The following is a 25,289-nucleotide window of genomic DNA, read 5'->3' as shown; positions in this document are numbered from 1 at the left end:
CTTACTTGTTCACCTTGTCTGGCGTGATTCCGAAAACCGTCAGGGAGTATGGCTGGTGATTGGCATGTTCCAGCCCGAGATCCTCAACGGCAATCCGCTGTATGCGGTTATAGCTCGAAAGTTGATTGATTTCCGCCCGCAGGGTCTCACGGTCCTGCAGCAGCATCTGCTCTTTCTTCTCCAGTTCGATCTGCTCCATCATCAGACTGTCCACCGTCACCACGTTCGAGATGTACACGGTGATGAGCACGGCGCAGACGATGAGCATCATCACGATGTTGAACGTGGTCAGTCCTTTCACGCGCCTGCGACGCGGAGCTGCCTGCACGGCATCGAGCGGCATATCCTGCCGAAGCGCCTGCAGGGAAGGCTGCAGCCGGTTACGCGTGAATCTTTTCAGCTGCGCGTAAGCGGGCGCTTCTTGCTCTGGGATTTCGACGTATTTCGTTCTCATCGGCTTCCACGTGTTTGCTGGTGATGATGCGCATGCGGCTGACTTTCCCGCAGGTGCAGATCGGTGACTGTGGGGGACAAATGCAATCGGCCGCCTCGTAGCGCATGAAACGCTTGACGATGCGGTCTTCCAGTGAGTGATAGGAGATCACGACCATGCGTCCTCCGACGCGCAGCCGCTCCATCGCCTGATCGAGTGTCTGCTCAAGCACCTCGAGCTCACCGTTGACCGCAATGCGCAGGGCCTGGAAAATGCGGGCCATGGTTTTACTGCGATGCGCATGCGGTGTGACCGAAGCCACGATATCCGCAAGCTGTGCGGTATCGGTGATCGCCTTCCTTGCGCGTTCCCGTACGATCGCACGGGCAATCCTCCGGCTGTTGCGCTCTTCGCCATACGCGAACAGCGTATCTGCCAGCTCTTCTTCGCTGCATCGGGAAATATATTCGGCGGCTGTCACGGTACTCTCGCGGTCCATTCTCATGTCGAGAGGTCCTGAGGAACGGAAACTGAAACCTCTCTGCGCTGTATCTATCTGATGTGAGGAAACTCCGAGATCCAGCAGAATCCCGTCGAACTCCTCTACATTGTGGCTATCGAGTACTTCGCTCAGATGGACCACATTGCTGTGAACGACAGTGACTCTCCTGTCGTCTTTGAACAGCAATTGTGCATGCTCTATCGCGTCCGTATCCTGATCAAAGGCAAAGACACGATCGTGTTGTTCTAATGTTCGTAACAGTACGCTGCAATGGCCGCCTCCGCCGAGTGTTCCGTCGACATACACCCTGCCAGGGGAGCGCCGTTCCGGGGTGTCCCCTTTCGGAGTGTACCCATCAGGGGAGCCAACGAGTAACTCGATGGACCGTTCGAGAAGTACCGGTATGTGATACCCGTCATCTTCATGCTGCATCACATGCCTCCCATCACCTGGGCGGCCACATCTTCAAATGACTGATCGGTAAACTCCTCGTCATACCTGCGGAAGTTCTCAGGACTCCAGATTTCAATCTTCTGCAGCGACCCGAGAATCACCACCTGCGACGAGATGCCTGCGAGCTCCATCAGCTCTGAAGGGAGCATGATGCGTGACTGCTTGTCCAGTCCGACTTCATGTGCATACTTGAGCAGCATGCGCATATAGCGTCTGTCCTGCTCACGATGTACATTGAGACTCGACTGCAGTTGCTGCTCCACCTGGTTCCAGACATCCATGGGGTAGAGATCAAGGCTGTTTTCGTATCCGCGCGTAATGACAAACGAATCCATGGCCTCCGGAGAGAGATTCTTGCGGAGCTTGGAAGGCAGGCTGACGCGCCCCTTCTCGTCCACTGAATGCTCATATTTTCCTTTGAATCCTGCCATATACTCTATCATTCACACAAATTCACCACTCCTTCCCACTTCTACCCACTTTCTCCCAAAATGAGTGATTTGGAGTTCATAGTCAAGCGTTATTCACCCACCGGTGAAATATTTTTTCCCGCTGGCGAAAACAGGCTCTCAGGACCAATTTTATTGAGCTTACAGGAATCTGACAGAAGGGTCCTCGGGGGTATTTCCGGGGTAAAAGGCTGGTCATCGGGCGGGTGGGAGGAATACTCTCTCCCACTGATGCCCCACTGGGGATGGAAATTCCCCACTTCCTCCCCCTGACGAATACTAATGGGGTTGTCGCCCGTTCGATTTTTCGCCATTTTGGGTCAGTAAAATTCGGCGCAAAGCAGGAAATAATGTCGCTGAAAGCGACTTGAATGCACCGCGGGCGGATTTTCCCTGGAATTATCTCAACAGGCATCGATGCAGGTTCTCGAACATGTTTTGGTCATCGTCGCGACCATCATCGGACTCTGGCAAGGCGCGGGCTGGGTGGTGGAATCTGCCTCGCATATCGCCCGCAAGCTTGGCCTCAGCGAGCTCGTGATCGGCCTGACTATTGTCGCGATCGGTACGTCTGCACCGGAATTCGCCGTGAGCATAACCGCTGCAATCAAGGGACAGGCCGATCTTTCGGTTGCGAATGTAGTGGGATCGAATATTTTCAATCTCGGTTTCATTCTTGGTGGCGTCTCCCTTTTTGGAGCATGCGCTACCAGCAAGCGCATGGTCTTGCGAGACGGCGGGATGCTGATCGGTACTGGCGCCCTGCTCACGTTGTTTCTTTACGACGGAGTGCTCTCCGGGTGGGAAGGTGCCATCCTCGCGGTGTTGCTGCTTGTTTATATCCTTTTCCTATTCGTACAGAAAGAAACACTGGATGAAGAGGTACCTCACGGGAATTTCAAGTGGTGGGATGTTCCCAAAATTATCGTCGGCATTGCGGCCATTATCGTCAGCAGTCACTTTCTTGTCGAAGCCGCCGAGGCGCTTGCCGTCCTCGCCGGCGTCTCGCAATGGCTGATCGGGGTCACCATTGTGGCCATTGGCACATCCATGCCCGAACTCGCCACCTCCTTCATCGCGGTGGTGAAGGGACATCACGGTATCTCCGTCGGGAACCTGATCGGGAGCGATCTTTTCAATCTGCTGGGGGTGCTGGGACTCGCTGCGGTCATCCGTCCGCTCGACATCACCGACACCGCCTATTTCAATGTCATACTACTCGCCGTATTCATGATCATCGTGGTTCTGCTCATGCGAACGGGATACCGCATCTCGCGCCGCGAGGGTATCCTGCTGCTCCTGCTCACATCCATTCGCTGGTATCTGAACATTACGATGTAAGCATCTCGAACAGACGCGGTCGTTGTCACGTACGAAACGCGACAATTGCCCCGCGCTCTCAATGCGGTAAGGAGAAACACTTCAGGGGATGAAGGGAAGGAAAGATCAGATCCGGTCGTGGATTTCGCTGATTTCGTGCGGCAGAACAACCTTCTTGTACTTGGAGAAATAGGCCAGAAGGGTATCGACCATTTTCGAGGGAGTTTCACGCATGGTATCGAGCGCAAGCAGTCCCGTGCGTTGCTGCAGTTCCGAAACTGTCACACGGTAGTCTTCTTTGTTGAGATCCATGGAGTTGAGTCCGATTGCCACGACATTGGCCTGCTTGAACACCCCGATCATCTGTTCGTGGAGACGAATGCTGTCCTCAATAGACGGAAGTGGAAGACCGTACCCGTCAGCCTCGCGGGACGGCTGATGACAGAGGATCATGGCATCAGGCATGGCGCCGTGCAGCAGTCCCAGGGCAATCGGGGAATTGCCGCAGTTCGAGAGCGCTCCCTGCCCCTCGATGATCGCATACTCATACCCTTCATTCGCCGCCCTGTCGATCTCGAACTCGATGGCACCGCTGAGAAAATCCGACGGGATGTCCTCACAGCTGACCCCGCGCCCGGAGATAAGAATGCCGGTAGGACCCGTACCGATCATCGCTACATTCATGCCGCGTTTGAGCATGTCGCGGTACAGCATCAACGCCGTGGTCATTTTCCCGGTGTTGGAGTCCGTCCCGACAGTAAGAATCGTATTGATATTCCGCCGCCGCCAGCTGCCCTGCGCACGAATCTGATGACTGTTCGTGACGTGATGGAGGTCGTACATCCGCAGACCTTTTTTCTGTGCGAGCGCGGCATATTCCGCATCATCACCCAGACGGTGTTTGAGTCCACTTACGATATGCAGTCCCGAATCCAGCGCCTCATGGATAATGGTGCGCCACGACTCCGGCAGCATGCCGCCGAGCGGCGTAATTCCGATGAGCATGGAATCAGGTTTGTGTTCCATCGCTTCCTCGAGGGAATGCACGATGGGGGTGTCGCCCCCGAAGCCGATTGCTTCCTGCGTGCTCCCACGCTCCTTGCTGCTGTCAATGACAGCCACAATCCGATCAGGGATATAGAGCAGCGCCGCGATGACCATACGGAGCCCGATGGAACTGAGCCGTCCCTCCGCCAGCAGCACCATGCGCGTGCTATGGGTATCGAGCATTACCATTGCGGGTCGTCACCGGGGAAGAGAATCTGCGTGCGCTCGGGACCAACGGATGCACAGGCGATGCGCACCCCGATAATGTCCTGCACCGCGGAGATGTACTGCCGCGCTTCACTCGGCAGTTGCTCGTATGACGTCGCTGCGGAAATGTCTTCCTTCCAGCCCGGGAAGCTTTCGTAGACGGGCTGCAGGCGTTCAAGCGACTTGAGATTGGTCTGGAAATGTTCGCTGCGCTTGCCGTCGAATTCGTAGGCCACGCAGACCTTCACCGTGTCGAGTCCGCTCAGTACGTCCAGCTTGGTCATGCCACAGGACGTGATGCCGTTGAGCATGACAGAATAGCGCATGGCCACGGCATCGAACCAGCCACAGCGCCTGGGACGCCCGGTGGTGGAACCATACTCATGCCCCTTGTCGCGCAGATGGTCACCCATCTCATCATGCAGTTCAGTGGGAAATGGACCGTGTCCGACGCGCGTTGTGTAGGCTTTCATGACGCCGACGACCGAGGAGATTGCGGTGGGCGGAATTCCGAGGCCAATCGTGGCACCGCCGCTGATCGGACTCGAACTCGTGACATACGGATAGGTCCCGTGATCGAGATCGAGCAGCGCACCCTGAGCGCCTTCACCCAGCACCTTCTTGCCATCGCGTATCGCGTAGTTGAGATAATGCGCAGTGTCGGTAACGTATTCGTCAATCAGTTCATCGAAGTGCATGTATTCGTCAAGTATCTTATCGACATCCAGCTGCTCCGCGTCATAGATCTTACTGAGTATCTGATTTTTATCGATGATGTTGCGCCGGATGCGTTCCTCGAGAATATCGTGATCAAGCAAATCGACGATGCGAATACCCACGCGTGCGGCCTTGTCGTAGTAGGCGGGACCAATACCACGCCCCGTTGTACCAATGGGTTTGTTTCCCTTCTCGTAAAGGGAATCGAGAAGTTTGTGATAGGGCATGATCAGATGGGCGTTGTGGCTGATCTTCAGTCGTCCCTTCAGTGTCAGACCCTGCTCTTCGAGAAATCGAATTTCTTCCATCAGCGCGACGGGGTCAATCACCACGCCATTGCCAATCACGGAGATGCAGTGTTCATTGAAAATGCCGGAAGGAATCAGATGCAGGATATATTTCTGATCGCCGATCTCAATCGTATGCCCCGCGTTCGCCCCACCCTGATAACGGGCGACAATATCGACATCTTTGCTCAGGATATCGACGAGCTTTCCCTTCCCTTCATCTCCCCACTGCGCTCCGACCACAACTCGAACGGACATCAGGCTACTCCGTAATTCCAGATGGACAAAAATGAAACAGGCCTCCCCCACTTCTTCGGGGAGGCCGTTTCGTCACAGGTTCCGTCTTCAGGATGCAAAGCTCGAAACAGCCTCATCCACGGTTGCATACGCGGCGAATATGGTGTGCAGCTTCGTGATTTCGATGAGCTTGCGCACGTTGTCATTCAGCGATGCGAGTTTCAGTTCACCACCGTTGTTCTTCATGGTGGTATATCCGCCGATGAGCATACCCAGTCCTGAACTGTTCATCAGCGTCACCTTGGAACACTCGAGCACGATGCGGGTTTTACCCTCATCAATAAGTCGGTGCAGTTCCTCGTTCAGGGCATTCGCCTCGGGTCCGCCGAGTATGGCCCCCTGCAGTTCCAGAATCGTAACGCCGTTCTTCTCTGAGGAGGGGATATTCATACAGTACCTCTAGAAGGTGATTTTGGCTTTCCGTGCCTTGGTCCAGTCCAGCGTAAGCGCGCTCGCAACAAAAATGCTGCTGTACGTACCGGTAAGCACACCCACGGTCATCGCGAAAGCAAATCCACGCGTCGGCTCACCGCCGAAGAACAACAGTGCGAGCATGACGATGAAGGTCGTGGTCGATGTCAGAACCGTACGGCTCATTGTCGAGTTGATGCTCTTGTTGAGTACAGGTTCAAACGCACTGGATTTCGAAAGCTTGAGGTTTTCACGGACGCGGTCGAACACCACCACCGTATCGTTAATCGAGAAACCGACCAGCGTCAGGAAGGCTGCGACCATGGCCTGATCAAATTCCAGGTTGAGCCCCGGAATCAGGTTCGTCACCATGGACACAATCCCGAGCGTCAGCAGCACATCGTGGAACAGGGCGATGACAGCACCGATGGCGAAGATGAATTTGAATCGGAAACCGATGTAAATCAGAATCCCGATCAGGGCAAAGAAAACCGCGATGACGGCATCCCTGCGGATCTCCGATCCGATCTTCGCCTCCACGATATTCTCCTGCAGGATTTCGATACCCTTGTCAGGAAAATGCTCGATAAGGATGGACTTGATTTTATTGGAAATCTCCGTGCCCTGCCCTTTCTGCTCGGTGCGGACAATATAGTCAGTGTCGGTGCCGAATGACTTGATCTCGATGCTTCCGAGATCCGACGTCGACATCCAGCCGCGCAGTTCGTCGATTTCCACAGTGCGCGGGAAACGCACCACGACCTCGGTGCCGCCCTTGAAATCGAGTCCGAACTCGACTCCCTTGAAGGCGAGCGAAATGACGCTGGCAAGAAGAATGATGGCGGACAGCACATAGAAGGTCTTGCGCTTGCCCATGAAATCGAAATTGAGATGTGTGAAGATTCTCATTGTACTTCTATTTACTCCTGGCTCACTTGCGTACGAATAGGAAACGTGATCAACCGAACTTCACCAGACCCGGCGCATTGTCGGCCGTGATTTCGAAAATCACGCGTGTCATGACAATGGCGGTGAACAGGGAACAGACAATACCGATACCAAGCGTGAGTGCGAAGCCCTGGATGGGGCCGGACCCGAACTGGTACAGGATGATACTGGTGAGCAGTGTTGTCAGGTTGGAGTCGATAATCGCGGGGAATGCACGGGAGTAACCGGCATCAATGGCGGCGCGCAGCGTTTTGCCTGCACCGAATTCCTCACGGATACGCTCGTTGATAAGCACGTTGGCGTCGACAGCCATACCGACGGTCAACAGAATACCCGCGATACCGGGCAGTGTCAGAGTACCGTGGAAACCGGCCAGGATGCCGAGGATGAACACCACGTTGAACAGCACCGCGATATCGGCAGGCACGCCGCCGAACTGGTAGTAGACCACCATGAAGAGCAGCACAAGGACGAAACCGATGGCAAACGAATTGATACCGGCGCTGATGGAATCCTCACCGAGGGACGGACCCACGGTACGTTCTTCGATGATCGACACGGGTGCGGGAAGCGCACCGGCCTTCAGGACGATCTCGAGGAGGCGGGCTTCCTCCATATTCTCCATGCCTTCGATCTGCGAGTTTCCGCCGATAATCTTCTGACGCACGTTCGGGGCGCTGAAGACGGCGTTATCAAGCACGATGGCGATGCGCTTGTTGACGTTGGCGCCGGTGACGCGGGCCCATTCGCGGGCTCCTTCAGCATCCATCTGCATGGTCACCACCGCGCCACCGAGACCGGTCTGTTCGATCTGCGCCTGCGCATTGGTGATCACTTCACCGGTAAGCTCCGGCTTGCGCTTGAGCATGTAAAATTCATATACCTCCGATCCGTCCTGCAGCTGCTCGGGTTTGGCCGACCACGCAAAGGTCAGATCGTCCGCAATCGCGTTTTTCACGTCGTCACGGTCGAGGATGTTGTTGATGCGTTCCTTCTGATCCGCAGTCGCGAACAATCCGTACTGCGTCGGGATGAAGAGTCCGAGGAAGGGATTTTCCTTCTTGTACTCGTCGAGTCTTTCCTCATCAGTCATATTCGCCTTGGCGATGGAATCGAGCTGATCCGCGTCGGCAGCTGCAGCCGTGGTATCTTCCGCAGCTTCATTGTCTGCCAGGGCGGCATCGGTGCTGTCCGCGGCAGCGGTCGTGTCGACCTCTTCCTCAGGCGGCTTGCCGAGCAGCACGCGGTCAATACGCTTGACAGTGGCGAGCTGCGTGTTGTCGTCGGCGAACAGCTTGAACTCGAGCTGTGCCGTTTCCTGGATCAGCCCACGCACTTCCTGTTCGTCACTGACGCCGGGAAGCTCGAGAATGATGCGGCGGCTGCCACTGCGCGTGATGGCGACTTCCGACACCCCGTACTGGTCAATACGGTTGCGGATAATTTCCAGTGCGCGTTCGACAGCCTTTTCGGTTTCATCCGAAAGCTTGTCCATCACCTCGCCGTTGGAATCCCGGATGTCTCCGTAATACCGGCTCAGGCGCATGTTCTTTTCATCGAAACGGCGGCGGAAAATATCCAGCACCGGTTCGTCACTGGTAAGCGCCTCTTCTTTAGTCGCCGCGAGAATGTCGCGGAGATTTTCGTCTTCGTTTTTCGCCAGCTTGCCCAGCAGTTCGACGATGTCCACTTCAAGCGTAACGTACATACCGCCCTGCAGGTCAAGACCCAGCTTCAGGCGATTGTCGCGCGCGTTGCGAATGGATGCTTCGTTTTCGTCAAAATATTCGGTGCTGTCCTGACCGGACAACGACTCGAGCTTCGACTGGTATACGCTATCACTATAGGTCGGCCACAACAGGTAGCCGGCGAACAGAATGAACGCGACGATCATGATAATCCGGAATGAATACTTCTTCACGGCCGATCAGACCTCCAACATCAATATGTATTTGGAACTTCGCAAAACTTCAAAAATGGCTCAGAGAGACAAATATAGGAATTGCATGCTTACAAAGTCAATGCGACAAACGCGCGCCTCCAGAACGTCAGCTCCGGGATGGACTGCAGTCTGTCATTCCGTCCGTCATTCACATGCCGGACGGCACGTCCATGAAAAATACGGATTCCCTGCACCCCGTCAAAGTTAATATCAGAGTCCAAAATGTTCGTGAATGAACGCGCGGACACGGGGATTATCTTCGTTGGCGATGTGCGCCCGAAGCAGCGGCATCGCCATGTCTGCCGGGAACAGGCGAAGCGCTGCGGCGGCGAAGAGACGAAGGACGGCCCGAGGCTCGGCAAGCTGGCTGCGCAGCATTTCCAGCAGTTCTTCACCGGGAACGCGCAGCAGCACCAGTGTCTCGAAGGCCTTTGCGCGCAGTGCGGCACTGTGTCCCGGCCCCGCGAGCTGTCGTACGTCCTCAATCAATTCGGTGTAACGGTATCGCTGCACCCAGTCCAGCGCCGCTTCCGCGAGCACGTCGCCGCGCGATTCCGTGGCGAGGCGCGCGCGGATGATGTCGATGCTCCCGGTGCTGTCGAGACTGAGCACGCCATTCATGGCCGCCGCTTCGGCGTAATAACTCGAGTCGGAAAGCATCTCCCAGAACACCGGCAATAACATGGGATCGTGGAAATTATGTAATCCGTTCAACGCCGTCGCACGCACCCCTGCGTACGCATCCTGCAGCAGAGAGAGCAGCAGGTCACGGAGATCACCTGACCAGGGAAGCCGTCTGCGGACGAGATCCGCCAGTGGGGTTGCGATGGATTTCCGCACGGCGGGAATGGGATCATTCTTCACTGTCCCGAAGATCACGCTCCTCCCGGAAGCATCGAGCGCATCCGGTGCACGCAGCAATTTCTCTGCGATCAGTACTCGCCATGGTGCGGGAATGTCTGCCTGCAGCAGACGAAGCTGCTCCTCGGTCGAATAATCCACATGGAGGCGTCCGCAGAGCAGCCGTGTGGGATCGAACACGGGCAGGACATTCTTCCCTCCGGGTATGGTATCGAGCGTCTGCGCACCCGATACCTGTATCACACCTTCCGCCCCCGCCACCTTGTAGCGCAGGGGGAAACGGAAGTAGCTGCCGTTCGCATCGGTGTCCTGGGTCTGTCGCACGGTGATGGCAATGCCGGCGTCACCGGGCAGCACAGTGCGTGTGATTTCGACTTCGGGATATCCCGCACCGTACACCCATTGCTGGAAAAACCAGTGATAATCCTTTCCGGAAACCTCCTCAGCGAGTGCACGGAAGCTCTCGGTGTTGACGCTGCCGTACGCATTATCCGTGAGCCACTGGTGCAGCAGTTGCCAGAACGCATCTTCACCCATATCGTCGCGCAGCATGTGCAGAACCGCGGCACCCTTCGAATACGTGTTGGCCGCAGAAGTGCGGCTGTCATTGAGCAACGGAAGCCTGCCTGTCTTGTCCGTCCAGTCCAGAAACGAACGTATCCCGTCGAAGCGCTGCAGCAGAAAGTCTTCATCCCCGAAGCGGTGCTGTGTCCACACCTGCTGCATGAAGGTGGCGAAGCCTTCATTGAGCCACTCGTTCCGCCAGTCCACATACGTCACATAATCGCCGAACCACTGATGTGCCAGTTCATGCGCGATCAATGGCTGGGGATCGTAATCGAGCGCCGCCCGGGCGTCCACCACAAGGCGCTCGTCGGCCATCACCGTAGCGGTTGTATTCTCCATGCCACCGTAGAGGAAATGTGCGACCGGGATCTGTGCATACTTGTTCCACGGGTATACCACACCGAGCCGGCGGCTGAAAAACGTGACCATGTCGTCGGTATCCATGAAGGTTCTGCGTACATCGTGCATCTCATCGGACGGATAATACCACGATTCCACGGGCACGTAGCGGATCGCCCCCTCCCCGTCTTCGCAGCGCGCGATCTGGCGGAAACGCTCGTACTTCCCTGCCGCCAGCATGACGAGATAGCTGCTGTGGGGATGCGCGAGCGACCAGTGCCAGGTTGCGGTCCCGTCGCTGTTCTCCACACGCGAAATCAGTCGGCCATTGCTCAGTGTCTCCAGTGCCGTGTCAACGGTGATGTGCAGTTCGCTCGTGGCCTTGTCGCTCGGATAATCAAAAGATGGGAACCAGTACCGGTTGTCCTCGCCCTGTCCCTGCGTCCATATCTGCCTCGGGTCATCCGGGAAGCTCGCATCGGGCTGAATGAAGTAGAGCCCCTTTTCAGGTATGCAGCGGTAGCGAACGCGCACAATGCAGCCTTCGACGGTGGACGGGGCCTTCACGGCCAAGGTGCTGGAATCATAGCCGAACGCGACGCTGTTCCAGTTCAGATCCATCCCCGCATCTGCACTGCCGGTAATAGCGACGTCCTGGATGTCCATGTTCACGGCGTCAAAACGCAGTGAATCCGTCCCCTGGAAAGGCGTCAGATGAATGCGTACGTCACCGTCAACGCTGCGCTGCGCCTCATCAAGCCGCACACGAATATCATAGTGCTCCACATCATACGTGCGTACCCGCTCTTCATACTGCTGTGCAGAAAGAGGGATGGCAGAAAAGAGCAGGATAAGTATGGGTAAGCTTCGGAGGAAGGACTGCATGACAGGCTGCTGCTTGTTGGTCGGATGATGGAAAAATAGAAAAATGAAAAGATGGAAACATGCGCCTGAACACATATTTCCATCTTTCCATTTATTCAATCTTTGCATCAGCTGAATGGTTCGCAAACCCGAGGGGCTTCCGGCTCAGCTTGAACGCCTTCCAAATGGCCTAGAACTATTTCACAAGCATCATGCGGTGAAACTGCACGCTGCCTCCGCTGCTCAGGCGAGCGATATATGTTCCACTCGGCAGATCGACGGCACTGAAGCTCTGGCGGTAGGTGCCGCCCGCACACTGCGCATCGACCAGGGTGCGTACCACGCGGCCGTACATATCGAGCACGTCGAGCTGTACGCGATGCTGTCCTTCAGCCACACGGTATTCAATCACCGTGGCGGGATTGAAGGGGTTGGGATAGTTGCCAGTGATGGCGAAGCCACCCGCTGCAGCCGGACCGTCAGCAACGCCGGTGGAGTTCACCACGGTGACGTTCCAGGTGTAGGTCACGGCTTCATCGGTCGCAATACTGCACGAGTCGTAGATTTCGACCATGATTTCGAAATCGCCGACCGTATCGAAATTCCAGTCAAAACTGTTTCCGGTGGTGGATTCAACCATACCGTCGACATACCAGAAATAGCTCAGCACCGTACCTTCCCAGTCGAACATATCCACACTGAACTGCACGTCGTCGCCCTTCAGCACGGTATCGATATCCGCCGGTGCGGCCTGGATGATTTCGGGGAGCAGGTTGTCGGGGAATTGGAGTTCGCCGTTCGCCGAACACTGTGCATCTTCACCCAGGTTCGTCGTGACATCGATATCCACCGTGTAGGGATGCGGACCGCAACCCAGAGTGAGGAAGGAATCGAATGTCCACATTACCGTCGCGGAGTCGCCGGGCTGCAGGGAGTCGGCCACAGTCTTGGTATTCATCTCACCGCTGCCGAGAACGAAGCCCGCGGGCAATGTCAGGCTTGCCTCGACGCCGTATGCCGTCGCTCCGCCGGTATTCCTGACGACAGACGAAACACGGAGGTCGTCATAGCCCGTGGCGGTATCGGCGATGGCCGGAGTAATACCACACTGCATTTCCAGGTTCACGGCAGTGAGCACCGGGACGGTCAGCGTGGTATGACAGGTGTCTGCGGGATAACCGTTCGCGGAGGCGATAAGCATGATGGGGTAATCGGTTGCCGTCATCGGGTGCGGATAGTCGATAGGCCAGACGAGCGTCTGGTCATTGCCGGGTGCCATGGAGGCAAAGGACTGTGTCGCGTTGCCACCGTTGAGGGTCAGCTCAGGCGGCAGGACGATGGTGACGTCGCCGGCCGGACTGTCCATCGTTCCAGCCGAGGTAATCGTCGCGCGCACTTCTGCGGGATCCGGTTCATAATTACCGCCGTTGATCACGATCTGATCGGCTTCACAGCTGAGGCGGTATCCGGATTCGGCAGGCTTGATGTTGAGATACAGTTTCTGCAGCGCCTGGGCACCTTCGGCAGACTGCACCGTGGCATCCACCTGTGCCGTCACCTCTGACTGCTGTGGGAGAGCCTGCACATAAAATGTGGCGCTTCCTTTCTTGCCGGGCTCGAGTGTGGAGGGGACGACTGCGACGGTCGAACCGGCATTGTAGGCCAGGCGCACTTCGGGCGCTCCTCCGAAGGTGGCGCTGAGATTGCTCACCGGAAGATCACCGTCATTTGTCACCTCGACGGTCACGGCGGCAGGATCCGGCAGGTAATGGTTCCCCGCAGCATCCCAGTTGAAAATGACTGGCTGTGCGGCAGTGGCGATGGATGCCCGCTTGGGCTGCACGTTGATATTTGCAGAGGCGAGCGTCGCATCGAGGCAGCCTCGACTCTGCTGGAAGTCGCCGACACCAACGCTGACGACGGTCGCAGCTGTCACGTTACCACCCACGAACTCCAGCATCATCAGCGTTCCTCCACCGTCAAGCTGGGCCGTACCCGTGAGTGTGATATCCGCGCCGGTTGCCGTCATTGCGGGGGATGCGGTCACACCTTCGGCCATGTAACCAGCGGTACGCACGGCCTGCAGCTTCAGGGCCGAGGTATCGAACTGCAGGGAGATACTGCCGTCATACAGACGCTGTCCCTGAACTGCCGGCTGAAGCAGCAATGCGATGTCACTGGGCAGCCCGGTCGTCACCGTACCGGTATCCGTCTTCAGCGTAACGCTGACGTTGGTTGATGCATCCGCACTCAGCGGGAAGCTGTCATTTACATCGGTACTGTCATTGTCCTTGCGCAGACGCAGCATCAGATTGCGCGCTTCTCCGTCACGGCAGAGATTGGTGCTTGTGTACTCGAGCGTACAGTACGGCGGTGTGCCGTTGAGATCATCGATGAGCTGCTGCACAGTCTGGTCCGCATTCGAGAAATACGTCCCGCCCGTCTGCGCCGAAAGTTCTTTCATGTCCTGGTCGCTGTTGACCGCATTGACACCGAGGCAGTACACCGGGATTTTCGCAGTTTTCGCCAGCTGGATCACATCGTTCAGATTCTTGGTACCGCCATCACCTTTTCCATTTGAAAGGATGAGGACGCCACGTGAAGGATGCACACCGTCATTGGCGCAGTATGAGACGCCGGCATAGACGCCGTCCCACATGTGGTTTGCACCACCGTTGCCTGCGATGGCATCGATGCGCGATGTGAGCAGTGGTTTGATATGTGTGAATTCCTGCTGAAGGAGCTGATTCCCGTCATAGACCATCACAGACCCTTCATCCGTCAGTCCGTTCATCCGGTTGACGAGACGTGTGGCCACCCCCTTGGCATAACCGATGTCCCCTGCCGACATCGTCGATCCGACGGCGATGACGATGGTAAGGGAAAAACTTTTCGTCGGTGAAGGACATGTGTAGTGCAGCGGTCCCTGCGCAAAACCTTCTTCCCACAGCTGGAAGTTCGTGCTGTCGTATTCGCGGGTGATCACGTTACTGAAGCGGGTGATGACGTTGACCTGCACCGTCGGGAATGACGATGTCATAACGCTGTCCACTTCGAGATCAATCTGCGCCTGCAGTGACGGTGCCATCAACACGGTCACGAGCAGCAGTGCGGCAAAACCCTTGCAAAACTTCATACGGGGACCCCTCAAGTAATTCACGGATGCGGTTATAAGTTCTCAAAATACGCAACAGGGCCATAAATTCAAGGCGAAAGCAGGTGCGCCCGTGTCGCTTCGCCCATACCTGATGGCGACTGGCAGATCAGCTGCCCTGTCTGCCACTGCCGCCCGGACTGTTGCTGCTGCCTTGTCTGCTGGCGGTATGATCGGTATTTTTCCCTGTTCATCATTCAGTATCGGAAGCATCATGATCAAACCTGAACAGCTGTTCTCAGAGGAAGACAAAAAACGCATTGCCGAGGCGGTGAAGGAAGCCGAATCCCGCACCTCGGGCGAAATCGTGCCCTACGTGGTAGGCAGAGCAGACAACTATCCCGAGGCCTGGCTGCGCGGTGGATCGCTTGCCGCCTTCCTCGTGCTGTTTGTTTTCTCGGTGATTTCACTCGGGACGGACTGGTGGCTGCCGCTTACCCTCGCAGAGGTCGGCGCCATCACGGTACTCGCCTTCGGACTCGGAGGCCTGCTGGTCGCTTACGTCCCTGTGCTCAAGCGTGCGGTAATACCGGACGCGATGGAACAGCAGCGCGTCGACGAGCGCGCTTCCCTCGCGTTCCTCGAAGAAGAGGTCTTTGAAACGCGGGAACGCACCGGCATCCTGATCTTCCTCTCCCTTTTCGAGCGCAGGGTTTGCATCCTCGGGGACAAAGGAATCAACGAGCTTGTCAAAAAAGATGAGTGGGATGAGATCGTCCAGGTCATCGTGCACGCGATGAAAAACGGTTCTCCCGCCGACGGCATGCTTGAGGCAATCTGGAAATGCGGGCAGCTCCTCGAACGCAGAGGCGTGGAAATTCGTCCTGACGACAGCAACGAACTCGACGATTCCCTCCGCACCAGCGACACCTGAGGCCGCGCCATGAAACGTACACTCTATATTCTGCCTCTGTTCATCGCACTCGTGTTTGTCGCGCGCGCGCTCGATATCCCCTATCTCAGCGGTCATATCAATGACACCGCGCACCTGCTCGGCACCGATGCGGTTGCCGAACTCGAACAGACACTGACCGCGTATGAGGAAAAAACCGGTAACCAGCTGGTACTCCTCACGATTCCATCCCTTGAGGGTGAACCGCTCGAGGCGTTTTCCATCCGCGTCGTCGAAACCTGGAAACTGGGACAGAAAGGTGTCGACAACGGGGTGCTCCTGCTTATCGCGAAGGACGACAGAAAGATGCGCATCGAGGTCGGGTACGGACTCGAAGCATCGGTCACGGACGCTGCGTCATCATACATCATCCACCAGGTCATCACGCCGCTGTTCCGGCGTGGGGAATTCCAGGAAGGGATTCGGCAGGGGTTGCAGGCCATCATGGAAGCCGCCGACGGCACGCTTTCACAGGAAGAGATCGCGCGTTCATCCGACAATGAAATGGAGGGAATGGCTTTCTTCCTGATTTTCTGGCTCAGCATTGTCGGGTTGTTCACGGTGATCGGACTCGCGACGGAGGGCTGCATGGGATGGTTCCTCTATGCCTTCCTCATCCCCTTTTACGCGGTGCCGGCGGCGTTCTTCAACGTCTGGGATATCCCCTTCGGCGCCATCCTGTTCGTGCTTTATCTGGCGGGGTATCCACTGCTCAAGATATTCCTCCCGAAAACCTCCTTTGGAAAGAAGCTCTCGGAGAAGATGAAAAAAATGAACCGCTCGCGCAGCGGCAGCTGGAGCAGCGGAGGATTCTCATCCGGCGGATTCAGTTCGGGTGGATTTTCGTCCGGAGGGTTCAGCGGTGGTGGTGGGAGCTTCGGTGGGGGCGGCTCTTCCGGTGGATGGTAATCCTGTTATGTTAGAAGGACAATATGAAAAAAGCCTCGTCGATTGGACGAGGCTTTTTTCATACAACTGGAATGGTGCGGCTTAGTACATGCCGTCCATGCCACCGCCACCCGGCATTGCCGGCATGGGAGGCGTGTCCTCTTCCTTCTCCACGATCGTGCATTCGGTCGTGATGAGCAGGGAGGCGACGGAAGCGGCATTCTCGAGAGCGATGCGCGACACCTTGGTCGGATCGATCACACCAGCCTCGACCAGGTTCTCGTACACTTCAGTGCTCGCATTGAAGCCGTAGTCATTTTTTCCTTCCTTGATCTTCTGCACGATCACCGAGCCTTCGAGTCCGGCATTGGCGACGATCTGACGCATGGGCTCTTCAAGTGCGCGGCGCACGATGTCGATACCGACGTTCTGATCTTCGTTCTCACCGGTGAGGCCTTCGAGCTTGGACACGCTGCGAATGAATGCAACGCCACCACCAGGCACGATTCCTTCTTCGACGGCCGCGCGGGTTGCGTGCAGGGCGTCTTCGACGCGCGCTTTCTTTTCCTTCATTTCCACTTCCGTGGCTGCTCCGATTTTCAGCACAGCGACACCGCCCGACAGTTTGGCCAGACGCTCCTGCAGCTTCTCACGATCATAGTCGCTGGTCGTGTTCTCGATCTGCACCTTGATCTCGTTGATGCGCTGCTTGATGGCATCGGCTTCGCCGGCGCCCTCGACGATGGTCGTGTTGTCCTTGTCGATTTCGACGCGCTTTGCAGTACCCAAATAGTTGAGCGTTGCGTTCTCGAGCTTGTAGCCCTTCTCTTCGCTGATGACGGTACCGTTGGTCAGCACGGCGATGTCTTCGAGCATGGCTTTGCGGCGGTCACCGAAGCCGGGCGCCTTGACGGCAGCGACTTTCAGGGTGCCGCGCAGCTTATTGACGACCAGCGTCGCAAGCGCTTCACCTTCGATGTCTTCGGCAATGATGAGGATCGGGCGACCCTGCTGTGCGGTCTTTTCGAGGATCGGGAGCAGGTCCTTCATATTGCTGATCTTCTTGTCGTGAATCAGGATGAAGGGATTCTCGAGTTCGGTCTTCATCGAATCGGTATTCGTGACGAAGTACGGACTGAGGTAGCCGCGATCAAACTGCATACCTTCGACGACGTCAAGCAGCGTTTCCATGCCCTTGGCATCTTCGACGGTGATCACGCCATCTTTGCCGACCTTTTCCATCGCATCGCTGATAAGCTTGCCGATGGTCATGTCGTTGTTGGCGGAAATGGCGCCGACGTTTGCGATGCTCGCCTTGTTGTCACCGATTTCCTGGCTCATTTCACGCAGGCTTTCAACGATCTGCTTCACGGCAAGATCGATACCGCGCTTGATGTCCATCGGATTGGCACCTGCAACCACATTCTTCAGTCCTTCACGCACAATGGCCTGCGCGAGCACTGTTGCGGTGGTCGTACCATCACCGGCGACGTCGCTTGTCTTGGAAGCGACTTCACGCACCATCTGTGCACCCATGTTCTCAACGGGATCCTCGAGTTCGATTTCCTTCGCTACCGTCACACCATCCTTGGTCACGGTCGGCGCACCGAACTTCTTGTCGATGACCACGTTGCGGCCTTTCGGTCCGAGCGTCACCTTGACGGCGTTGGCAAGCTGATCGACGCCACGCTTGAGCGCGTTGCGTGCGTCAACATTGTAATCAATGATTTTCGCTGCCATGTGCAGTTTCTCCTTGTGATTTTTCTATAAATATGAAATACAGTCTGCGTTGCTTACCCGACGATGGCGAAAATGTCGTTTTCGCGCATGATGAGGAAGTCTTCACCTTCGCTGCTGATTTCCGTCCCGGAATATTTCCCGTACAGCACTTTGTCTCCGACCTTGACTTCCATCGGAATCTGCTTGCCGTCATCGCTGACCTTGCCCGGTCCAGCTGCGACGATTTCGCCCTGCTGAGGCTTCTCCTTTGCGGAATCGGGGATGAAAAGACCACCGGCGGTTTTCTCTTCCGCCTCGAGAGGACGAACAATGACCCTGTCAGACAGGGGCTTCAGATTCATTGCCATAACGATGTTCCTCCAATTAGAACTTGAGTATGATTGTATAGTGGGTGACGATTTGTTAGCACTCTTAATTACAGAGTGCTAACATAATATGCTGAATTACAAAAGTCAAGAGATCGATTGCTAAACTATTGTTACGATTCCAGTTACCGGAATCCAGATTCCCGTACATATCGCAATCGCGCTTACTCAGGCTCCATTACGTGCTGGAGAATTGCCGCGTCGTCGTACGGAAATTGTCAAGAGGCAGCGTTTGGCAGTCCATACAGTCAAAATGGCAGTTCGGAGCCTTTAAATCGCCATTTAGGCTGGCCTAATTAGCGTCGCTGAAATTTTAGGATAGGTTAAAATCCTCTCGCAGGACCTGAGGAAAGCCCCCTGTGACGGGTGGAAAGCCCCTGTGACGGGAGGAAAGCCCCTGTGACGGGAGAAAGCCCCTGTGATGGGAGGAAAGCCCCTGTGATGGGAGGAAAGCCACTACAGCGGTGATACATAACTGTAGCGGAAGGCAGGCATTAGTCGAGAAAGGGGTGGAGATACAGTTCTGCATGCAGAGAACGGAAAAGCAGCAATGTCCCGGCACGGAGGGAGACGTCGAAGGCTTCACCGAGGGCTTCGTTACAGGTACCTTCACGTTCTCCGAGTTCAAGAGTGGCGGCGTCGAGCGGGTAGCGGAGGCCGGTGTACGTGACCTCTTCAGCACGGGGAAACGGTACGAGACTGACGCGATCACCGGCACGGCCACGATAGCTTGCTCCGCTGCGGACGAAATCCACGCGAAACGCACTGTCGAAGAGCACGATGTGCATGCGATCTATATAGCGTTTGAGGATGGAGAAATTCCCGAAACTGTGATCCAGCTGTTTCCCGGTGGCTCCGAGGACGATGACGCGGGGCACGCTTCGGTCGCGCAGCAGCATGAGCGCTTTTTCGAGATCGGTATCATCCTGACGGGTCAGATGAAGGAGTTCTACCCCCCTCTCGCTCAGGGACTGCTGCACATCATCCCTGATCGAATCGAAATCACCTATGACGGTATCCGGCAAAATGCCGAGTTCATGCATGGCATTGGCGCCACCATCTGCACAGACAATGGAATCCGCCCGGCTGGCAAGCTGCCGCACCACATCTGGTGCGGCGAGCTCGCCATTGCAGACGAGAAGGGAGTATTGGTCATCGGTATGCGGCATCATGTTCGTGGATGATGGTGAAGCATGTGTGAGTTCCATCCCTGCTCCTGCCTGCCGGATATGGGTTGCGTACACATCTCAGAGATGCACCTGGATATCAAAAAAGAAATTCCGTTCCGCCGCGACGAAGAACTGGTTGCCTTCCCCGCTCTGGGCGTAGAGACGGTCAAGGAGGTTGTTGACTGCGAGACGAAGATCCACGGCACGAAAGCCCAGGACCGGCGGAGTGCGGTAGCCGAGGGATGCATTCAGCACAGTGTAGGGATCCACCACGTGTCCGCGACCGTCGTATGCGTCAGAATAGTATTTGCCCTCGAAATTGTCGGTGTACTGATCGCCGACGTACTTGAGCGTCAGCACCGTGGTGAATCCGTAGCGACGCCAGGTGAGCTTCAGATTGGCGAGCTGTTCGGGGAAACCGGCGATGCGGTTGCCATCGAGTTCAATGGGCAATGCCGCGCCGTTACCATCAGTGTCGAACACCGTGTATTTCTCAAGACGGCTGCGGCTGAACATTCCGTTCGCCTCGATCATCAGACTGCGCAGCAACTGATAGCGTGCAACCACTTCGATTCCCATGTGCAGGGTCTGATCTGCATTGCCGGTAATCGGCTGGCCGAAGCGATCGAGCCCCCCGCTCTTGATGATTTCATCCTCGAAATCCATGAAGTAGCCATTGAGCAGAATCTGGTGACGCTCCCCGATGAAGCCTGTGCCGAGTTCGAAGTTGAGCAGCTTTTCGGGCTTCACCTGCGGATTGTTGAAATCATACCTGCCATCGGCCAGCTGTGCGAACTGCGGCGTGGTGCCGCCACTGGATTCTGCGGCGTCATACAGGTTTTTCAGTCGGGGCTCGCGATGCGTGTACGAAACATTGCCATAGACGTTCCATGACGGATCGAGATTGACATTGATGCCGAGCCGCGGATTGATGAAATGATAATCGACATCGAAGGAGGTACCGACATACTTCTCATCAAACAGTTTATAGCGATTGAATACGTACTGGATGTTCCCCATCAGATTGATGCGGTCGGTCAGCTGCAGCTGCTCCTGTACGTATGCCGCGGCAATGTTCTTTCCCCCGCGATATTCATAGTAATGCCGGCTCGGATCGAGCTCGGCGGGAAGTCCGCCTGCCGATTCAATGCGACCCCAGTGTTCCGAGCGGTGGTAGCGCAGTTCGAGTCCGGCCGTCATCGTACCGCCGTCGTGCTGCAGCGTCATTCGCGGCAGCCACCCCACCTGGCGGTTGTCCACGTATGCACGGATGATGGGATTGAGAGGATCGCCCGCGTTTTCAAAGCCATATTCCGTCGTGAGGCGGTAGTACGCGGCGTCGGTCCATCCCGTACCGTCGTAGTCGAAATACCCCTGTCCGATGACATAAAAGAGCGCACTGTTGAACGTCAGCGCATCGGAAGCTTTCCATTCATTGAGCAGTTCGAAATGCGGCTGACTGAATTTCTCGTGTTCCTGTTTGCGTCGGGGCGACGTCCAGGTGTATTCCCCGTCTTCCGCTTCCCAGTAATTGTAATTGGCCCGGCGCAGGTCGCGATTTTCGATCGCGAATTTCGGCAGACCGTAGTACACGAGTCCGTCTTCCAGCGGTCCCCCGTACGCATTGATACGCGTTGTGAAATTCTCGTCGTAGCGGGTGGCCGCGAAGTAATAGGAGCTCGCTTTCATGTAGGAATGGTCCCGGTAGCCGTCAGTGCTCATGCTCGACAGCCGACCGAAGAAGGTGTAGGTGTCGTCCACCAGACCGGATCCCACTGCAAGCGCAAAGCGCTGCGTGTTGTAGCTTCCCGCGCCGCTGCTGACGGTGATGCCCTTTCGATTGGCGAAGTCGCCGGTGACGATGTTGATGGAGCCGCCGATGGCGGGGGGACCGTAGAATGCGCTTCCCGCACCGCGTTGCACCTGGATTTCCTCGGTATTGCCGAGCAGATCCACAAAATCGATCCAGTACACATTGTGATCTTCCGGATCGTTCTGCGGAACACCGTTGACCATCACTGCGAGGCGGCGTTGATCGAAACCGCGAATGCGGAGATAATTGTATCCCAGTCCGCTGCCACCTTCGGAATAATACGTTACCGAAGGCAGATCCGACAGCATGACGGGGATATCCTGCACGAAGTACTCACTTTCAAGGTCCTCCCGCTTCAGTTCGGAAAATGTGACCGGGGAAAAACGCTCACGCGCTTTCATGGCGGAAATCTCGATCTCCGGTCCCGGCATCGGTTTCGCCTGCAGGCGAATGTTCAGCAGGCGATCCCCCGAGATGGAGATTTCCTGCTCGAAGGTACTGTAGCCAACATAACTGACGCGCACGGTGTACGTACCGGCATCGAGATCTTCGAAAAGAAACTGCCCCGACCGGTCGGTCGGCATGCCCCTGCCCATGGGCGCCTTGCCCGTGGGCGCCTTGCCCGTGGGCGCATTGCCCGCTGGCGAGAGTACGACATTGGCGGCTGGGAGCGGTGAACCGGTACGCGCGTCACGTACCGTTCCGCTCAGGTCTTGTGCGGATACACCCTGCAGCGAAACAAAAACTGCAAGGGCGAGAATCCAGACTGTCCTCATAACAAACTCCTATCTTGAGTGACACTGGAACTCGACCCTGGCACGGCTCAGATGGGGGAGGAAAGAAAAAACCGTTGACCCTGCATGAAGCAGAACAACGGCGGGGGGAGCTTCCTTCCCTACGCCGGCATTATCCGGGTCAGGTTCGACGGGTATGATCTCAGCTGTCCATTTTTTCGCGGACAGCACCCCGAGAGCCCACAACATAACCGAAACACGCCTCGAAGTCAAATGGACCGTGTTCAATGGGAACACGGATTTTTCACGGATCTTACGGATTTACGCGGAGAATGGGACAATTTCGGGCGTGTAAGCAGCAGGGGAATCGATCTACCGCCATCGATTTCGATTTTCCGGCTTCGTTTCGCTCTCGCTCTCGATTTCGCCCTCGCTCTCGATTTCGCCCTCGCTCTCGATTTCGCCCTCGCTCTCGATTTCGCCCTCGCTCTCGATTTCGCTCTCGCTCTCGCACTCGTATTCTCTCCTGCATTGCGCGGTATGGATGGGACGAAGTATTTTGATGGGATGAAAACGAACAAGACAATACTATTGATTGTGTTGCTCTGTGTGCCGGCCATGGTGCAGGGACAGAGCTACCGTCCGGTTCATGAAGTTTTTTCACTGACAAACGGACTGCAGGTGGTGCTGCATCCGGACAGCACGCTGCCGTTGATTTCGGTCAACCTGGCCTATCGCGCCGGTTCTTCGCGTGATACAAAGGGGAAAACCGGCATTGCGAATATTGCGGGCGAACTGCTTCTGACAGGGACGCAGGCCGTTCCTCGGGAAGAGTTGCTGCGCTTGCGCGACATGGCTGGGGTATCCATCCAGGCGCGTACTTCAGTCGACTGGCTGAATATCGCCTCGGTATTCCCCGCGTCCATGATGAAGAAGGCGTTGACGATAGAGGCGGATCGCATGCGCAATGCGACTGAAACCGTCAACATCGAGTATTTTGACGCTATCATCGCTGCGCTTGCCCGTGAGCATGAGCGACGCAAAAAACAGTCTCTCGGCTCATTCAGGCAGCAGATTTACCATGAACTCTACGCCGAGGGGCATCCTTACCGTCACAGCACCATCGGTGAGGCCGACGATCTGGATTCCATCCGCATCGAAGATGTGCAATCCTTCATGAAACGTTTCTATTCGCCTTCGAACGCCAGTCTGACGGTCAGCGGACAGTTTGATGCTGCAGATGTGAAGCGCATGATCAAGGAAGCATTCGGGGACATTCCCGCTGGCATCGCTTCCCGGTGGAAAGACATTCCGGACGCGTTCACACCGATTGGACAGAGCGCCTTTATCCGCGAAGACCGGCTTGAATACAATGTCCTGCACATGGTATTTCCTTCTGTCCGATACGGCCACGAGGATGAGGCGGCACTGCAGGTACTGGCGAAAATTCTGAATGGCTCCGCGCATTCCCTCATACAACAGGGGATGGTCTCGGTCAATCCATCCATTGTGCGGACAGAAGCGTACCAGAGTTCACAGGAACTCGGTGGGAATTTCTGGATAAGCATCACGGTCAAACCCGAAGCCAAGCTCACACCCCTGTATCGGCAAATCATGCAGCTGCTCGAGTCACTTGCCGCTGACGGCGCGACGGAGGAGGAAATCATCGGCGCCAGGAATCAGATCGGCATGGATTTCTTCAGTCCCCAGGAAGCTTTTTACGGCTTTGGCGGACGCGGTGATCTTCTCAACCTGGGTATGATGTACTCCGGAAACCCGTTGCTCCCGTATCTCCTCTACGACAAGCAGCAATCCGTCATCTCCGCCGACATCCAGCGTGTTGCCGGGAAATACCTCACCGACGGCAATCAGCTGCTTTTCAGCGCCGTTCCGATGGGCAAACGCGAATACGCCGTGGAACCCTGATCCGCTGGCCCTGACACCTCACACGCCCCGGCTATAACACATAACAGGCCCGCCCGCAATTCCTTCGCGCGGCGGGCTTTTCCTTGTAAGAGCTGTGAATCGATTTCACAAAAAGTTCACAATTTTCACAGGGACGAAATCTGCCCCACGGTTTAACGGCCATATGCCGCAAAACGGAACTTTGGCATGGTATTTTCATATATATCGGGTGACATTGAAAACGGCCGTGACAATTTGAGAATACGCGGCAACACGAAGGAGAATACAAGATGCGTAAGATGCTTTTTTCGATAATGATCGCCCTGCCTCTGCTGACCGCAGGAGCATATGCACAGGACCCCGGCGCCACCATGACCATGGTGTGTCCGACGACCGACGGCACAGTGACTATCAATGAACAGGCAGTGACGCTTGCCGATTACCACCTGCAGTTCGACAACATGCTTGCCGACGGCGTTGTCCGTTACACCGATCATGTGAATAACGTTTCCGCCGTACTCGACGCCCGTGAAGACGAGGGGCTCTATCTCAGTATCGAAGACAACGGCATCACCATGCAGGTCGTTGCGGCCCGCAGCAACATCTCGTATCGCTTTGACCATCGCGGCAGCGAGCCCTCTGCCCCCTCATGGTCCGCTCTGAATCAGTACATCAAGCCCGCAAAGAAGAATTGACCAATGTAGTCTCAGGAAGCACACCCTGAACACTATGACCCGTAACCAAAAAGCGTAGCACCTTTGACCTAACAACGTTCTCATTGCATAATACCTCCGTGCAACAAACCCGCCCCCCTCTACTGCGTGCCATACAATAAGGGGGGCGGGTTTTTTTATGGGGATACGAGGGCGAGTGCGAGTGCGAGATCGATTTCGATTTCGATTTCGATTTCGACGATCGATTTCGATTTCGATTTCGATTTCGACGATCGATTTCGATTTCGATTTCGATTTCGACGATCGATTTC

General features: G+C 56.0%; 19 protein-coding genes and 1 riboswitch. Of the genes, 5 read left to right on the top strand and 14 right to left on the bottom strand.

The window, feature by feature from the left end:
- Nucleotide 1: 1 nt before the first annotated feature.
- From ftsL to mraZ, 3 genes are read right to left on the bottom strand one after another with little or no spacing between them, the layout of a single operon-like run.
- Nucleotides 2–343: a cell division protein FtsL gene (gene ftsL, locus KQI65_16180; protein ID MCB2206282.1), complete on the bottom strand. Its 342-nt coding sequence runs from the start codon at nucleotides 341–343 to the stop codon at nucleotides 2–4.
- A 37-nt stretch (nucleotides 344–380) separates the two neighbouring features.
- A complete protein-coding gene (rsmH, locus tag KQI65_16175; GenBank protein MCB2206281.1) occupies nucleotides 381–1,367 on the bottom strand; it encodes a 16S rRNA (cytosine(1402)-N(4))-methyltransferase RsmH in 987 nt (328 codons plus the stop codon).
- Nucleotides 1,367–1,819: a division/cell wall cluster transcriptional repressor MraZ gene (gene mraZ / locus KQI65_16170; GenBank protein ID MCB2206280.1), complete on the bottom strand. Its 453-nt coding sequence runs from the start codon at nucleotides 1,817–1,819 to the stop codon at nucleotides 1,367–1,369. The genes rsmH and mraZ overlap by 1 nt, the downstream gene beginning before the upstream one ends.
- A gap of 435 nt (nucleotides 1,820–2,254) precedes the next feature.
- Here mraZ and KQI65_16165 point away from each other — a divergent pair, with 435 nt between their 5' ends.
- Nucleotides 2,255–3,178: a calcium/sodium antiporter gene (locus KQI65_16165; GenBank protein ID MCB2206279.1), complete on the top strand. Its 924-nt coding sequence runs from the start codon at nucleotides 2,255–2,257 to the stop codon at nucleotides 3,176–3,178.
- Between the two features lie 105 nt (nucleotides 3,179–3,283).
- On the opposite strand, the gene KQI65_16160 is transcribed toward KQI65_16165, so the two are convergent.
- The 7 genes from KQI65_16160 to KQI65_16130 form a co-directional block, all read right to left on the bottom strand.
- The gene (locus tag KQI65_16160) at nucleotides 3,284–4,387 is read right to left on the bottom strand and encodes a DUF1611 domain-containing protein (GenBank protein ID MCB2206278.1); all 1,104 of its coding nucleotides are present in this window, start codon (nucleotides 4,385–4,387) and stop codon (nucleotides 3,284–3,286) included.
- Nucleotides 4,387–5,673: an adenylosuccinate synthase gene (locus KQI65_16155; GenBank protein MCB2206277.1), complete on the bottom strand. Its 1,287-nt coding sequence runs from the start codon at nucleotides 5,671–5,673 to the stop codon at nucleotides 4,387–4,389. The genes KQI65_16160 and KQI65_16155 overlap by 1 nt, the downstream gene beginning before the upstream one ends.
- An 87-nt stretch (nucleotides 5,674–5,760) precedes the next feature.
- A complete protein-coding gene (locus tag KQI65_16150) occupies nucleotides 5,761–6,102 on the bottom strand; it encodes an STAS domain-containing protein (GenBank protein ID MCB2206276.1) in 342 nt (113 codons plus the stop codon).
- 9 nt (nucleotides 6,103–6,111) lie between these two features.
- On the bottom strand, nucleotides 6,112–7,032 hold the full coding sequence (gene secF / locus KQI65_16145) for a protein translocase subunit SecF (protein MCB2206275.1): 921 nt from the start codon (nucleotides 7,030–7,032) through the stop codon (nucleotides 6,112–6,114).
- Between the two features lie 49 nt (nucleotides 7,033–7,081).
- Nucleotides 7,082–8,992, bottom strand: a complete 1,911-nt coding sequence (gene secD / locus KQI65_16140; GenBank protein ID MCB2206274.1) for a protein translocase subunit SecD — start codon at nucleotides 8,990–8,992, stop codon at nucleotides 7,082–7,084.
- Between the two features lie 231 nt (nucleotides 8,993–9,223).
- Nucleotides 9,224–11,665: a HEAT repeat domain-containing protein gene (locus tag KQI65_16135; GenBank protein MCB2206273.1), complete on the bottom strand. Its 2,442-nt coding sequence runs from the start codon at nucleotides 11,663–11,665 to the stop codon at nucleotides 9,224–9,226.
- A 175-nt stretch (nucleotides 11,666–11,840) separates the two neighbouring features.
- Complete coding sequence (locus KQI65_16130; protein MCB2206272.1) at nucleotides 11,841–14,780, bottom strand: VWA domain-containing protein; 2,940 nt, start codon at nucleotides 14,778–14,780, stop codon at nucleotides 11,841–11,843.
- Between the two features lie 232 nt (nucleotides 14,781–15,012).
- Between KQI65_16130 and KQI65_16125 the strand changes: the two genes are divergently transcribed.
- Complete coding sequence (locus tag KQI65_16125) at nucleotides 15,013–15,672, top strand: TPM domain-containing protein (protein MCB2206271.1); 660 nt, start codon at nucleotides 15,013–15,015, stop codon at nucleotides 15,670–15,672.
- A gap of 9 nt (nucleotides 15,673–15,681) precedes the next feature.
- Complete coding sequence (locus tag KQI65_16120) at nucleotides 15,682–16,599, top strand: TPM domain-containing protein (protein MCB2206270.1); 918 nt, start codon at nucleotides 15,682–15,684, stop codon at nucleotides 16,597–16,599.
- A gap of 81 nt (nucleotides 16,600–16,680) precedes the next feature.
- Here KQI65_16120 and groL read toward each other — a convergent pair whose 3' ends face one another.
- From groL to KQI65_16100, 4 genes are all read right to left on the bottom strand, one after another.
- Complete coding sequence (groL, locus tag KQI65_16115) at nucleotides 16,681–18,318, bottom strand: chaperonin GroEL (GenBank protein ID MCB2206269.1); 1,638 nt, start codon at nucleotides 18,316–18,318, stop codon at nucleotides 16,681–16,683.
- Between the two features lie 53 nt (nucleotides 18,319–18,371).
- Entirely contained in the window at nucleotides 18,372–18,659 is a 288-nt protein-coding gene (gene groES, locus KQI65_16110; protein MCB2206268.1) for a co-chaperone GroES, read from the bottom strand.
- A 518-nt stretch (nucleotides 18,660–19,177) separates the two neighbouring features.
- Nucleotides 19,178–19,891, bottom strand: coding sequence for a thiamine diphosphokinase (locus KQI65_16105; GenBank protein MCB2206267.1), 714 nt, complete (start codon nucleotides 19,889–19,891; stop codon nucleotides 19,178–19,180).
- A gap of 39 nt (nucleotides 19,892–19,930) precedes the next feature.
- Entirely contained in the window at nucleotides 19,931–22,441 is a 2,511-nt protein-coding gene (locus KQI65_16100) for a TonB-dependent receptor (protein ID MCB2206266.1), read from the bottom strand.
- A 99-nt stretch (nucleotides 22,442–22,540) separates the two neighbouring features.
- A riboswitch (TPP riboswitch) is annotated at nucleotides 22,541–22,644 on the bottom strand.
- A 28-nt stretch (nucleotides 22,645–22,672) separates the two neighbouring features.
- On the opposite strand from KQI65_16100, the gene KQI65_16095 reads away from it, so the two are divergent.
- Nucleotides 22,673–24,325 (top strand): insulinase family protein, encoded by a 1,653-nt coding sequence (locus tag KQI65_16095; protein MCB2206265.1) that lies wholly within the window; start codon nucleotides 22,673–22,675, stop codon nucleotides 24,323–24,325.
- A 269-nt stretch (nucleotides 24,326–24,594) separates the two neighbouring features.
- The gene (locus KQI65_16090; protein MCB2206264.1) at nucleotides 24,595–24,999 is read left to right on the top strand and encodes a hypothetical protein; all 405 of its coding nucleotides are present in this window, start codon (nucleotides 24,595–24,597) and stop codon (nucleotides 24,997–24,999) included.
- Nucleotides 25,000–25,289: the final 290 nt, after the last annotated feature.

The organism is bacterium (genome assembly GCA_020444325.1).
GTDB lineage: Bacteria > Bacteroidota > Ignavibacteria > SZUA-365 > SZUA-365 > BM516.
This window is presented reverse-complemented; position numbering and strand designations above follow the sequence as displayed.

Coding starts and splice junctions, on each gene's coding strand:
- KQI65_16120 (MCB2206270.1), top strand. CDS start 15,682: ATGAAACGTACACTCTATATTCTGCCTCTGTTCATCGCACTCGTGTTT.
- mraZ (MCB2206280.1), bottom strand. CDS start 1,819: ATGGCAGGATTCAAAGGAAAATATGAGCATTCAGTGGACGAGAAGGGG.
- ftsL (MCB2206282.1), bottom strand. CDS start 343: ATGCCGCTCGATGCCGTGCAGGCAGCTCCGCGTCGCAGGCGCGTGAAA.
- KQI65_16090 (MCB2206264.1), top strand. CDS start 24,595: ATGCGTAAGATGCTTTTTTCGATAATGATCGCCCTGCCTCTGCTGACC.
- groES (MCB2206268.1), bottom strand. CDS start 18,659: ATGAATCTGAAGCCCCTGTCTGACAGGGTCATTGTTCGTCCTCTCGAG.
- KQI65_16095 (MCB2206265.1), top strand. CDS start 22,673: ATGGACCGTGTTCAATGGGAACACGGATTTTTCACGGATCTTACGGAT.
- KQI65_16100 (MCB2206266.1), bottom strand. CDS start 22,441: ATGAGGACAGTCTGGATTCTCGCCCTTGCAGTTTTTGTTTCGCTGCAG.
- KQI65_16155 (MCB2206277.1), bottom strand. CDS start 5,673: ATGTCCGTTCGAGTTGTGGTCGGAGCGCAGTGGGGAGATGAAGGGAAG.
- KQI65_16130 (MCB2206272.1), bottom strand. CDS start 14,780: ATGAAGTTTTGCAAGGGTTTTGCCGCACTGCTGCTCGTGACCGTGTTG.
- secF (MCB2206275.1), bottom strand. CDS start 7,032: ATGAGAATCTTCACACATCTCAATTTCGATTTCATGGGCAAGCGCAAG.
- groL (MCB2206269.1), bottom strand. CDS start 18,318: ATGGCAGCGAAAATCATTGATTACAATGTTGACGCACGCAACGCGCTC.
- KQI65_16135 (MCB2206273.1), bottom strand. CDS start 11,665: ATGCAGTCCTTCCTCCGAAGCTTACCCATACTTATCCTGCTCTTTTCT.
- KQI65_16160 (MCB2206278.1), bottom strand. CDS start 4,387: ATGCTCGATACCCATAGCACGCGCATGGTGCTGCTGGCGGAGGGACGG.
- KQI65_16165 (MCB2206279.1), top strand. CDS start 2,255: ATGCAGGTTCTCGAACATGTTTTGGTCATCGTCGCGACCATCATCGGA.
- rsmH (MCB2206281.1), bottom strand. CDS start 1,367: ATGCAGCATGAAGATGACGGGTATCACATACCGGTACTTCTCGAACGG.
- KQI65_16125 (MCB2206271.1), top strand. CDS start 15,013: ATGATCAAACCTGAACAGCTGTTCTCAGAGGAAGACAAAAAACGCATT.
- KQI65_16105 (MCB2206267.1), bottom strand. CDS start 19,891: ATGGAACTCACACATGCTTCACCATCATCCACGAACATGATGCCGCAT.
- KQI65_16150 (MCB2206276.1), bottom strand. CDS start 6,102: ATGAATATCCCCTCCTCAGAGAAGAACGGCGTTACGATTCTGGAACTG.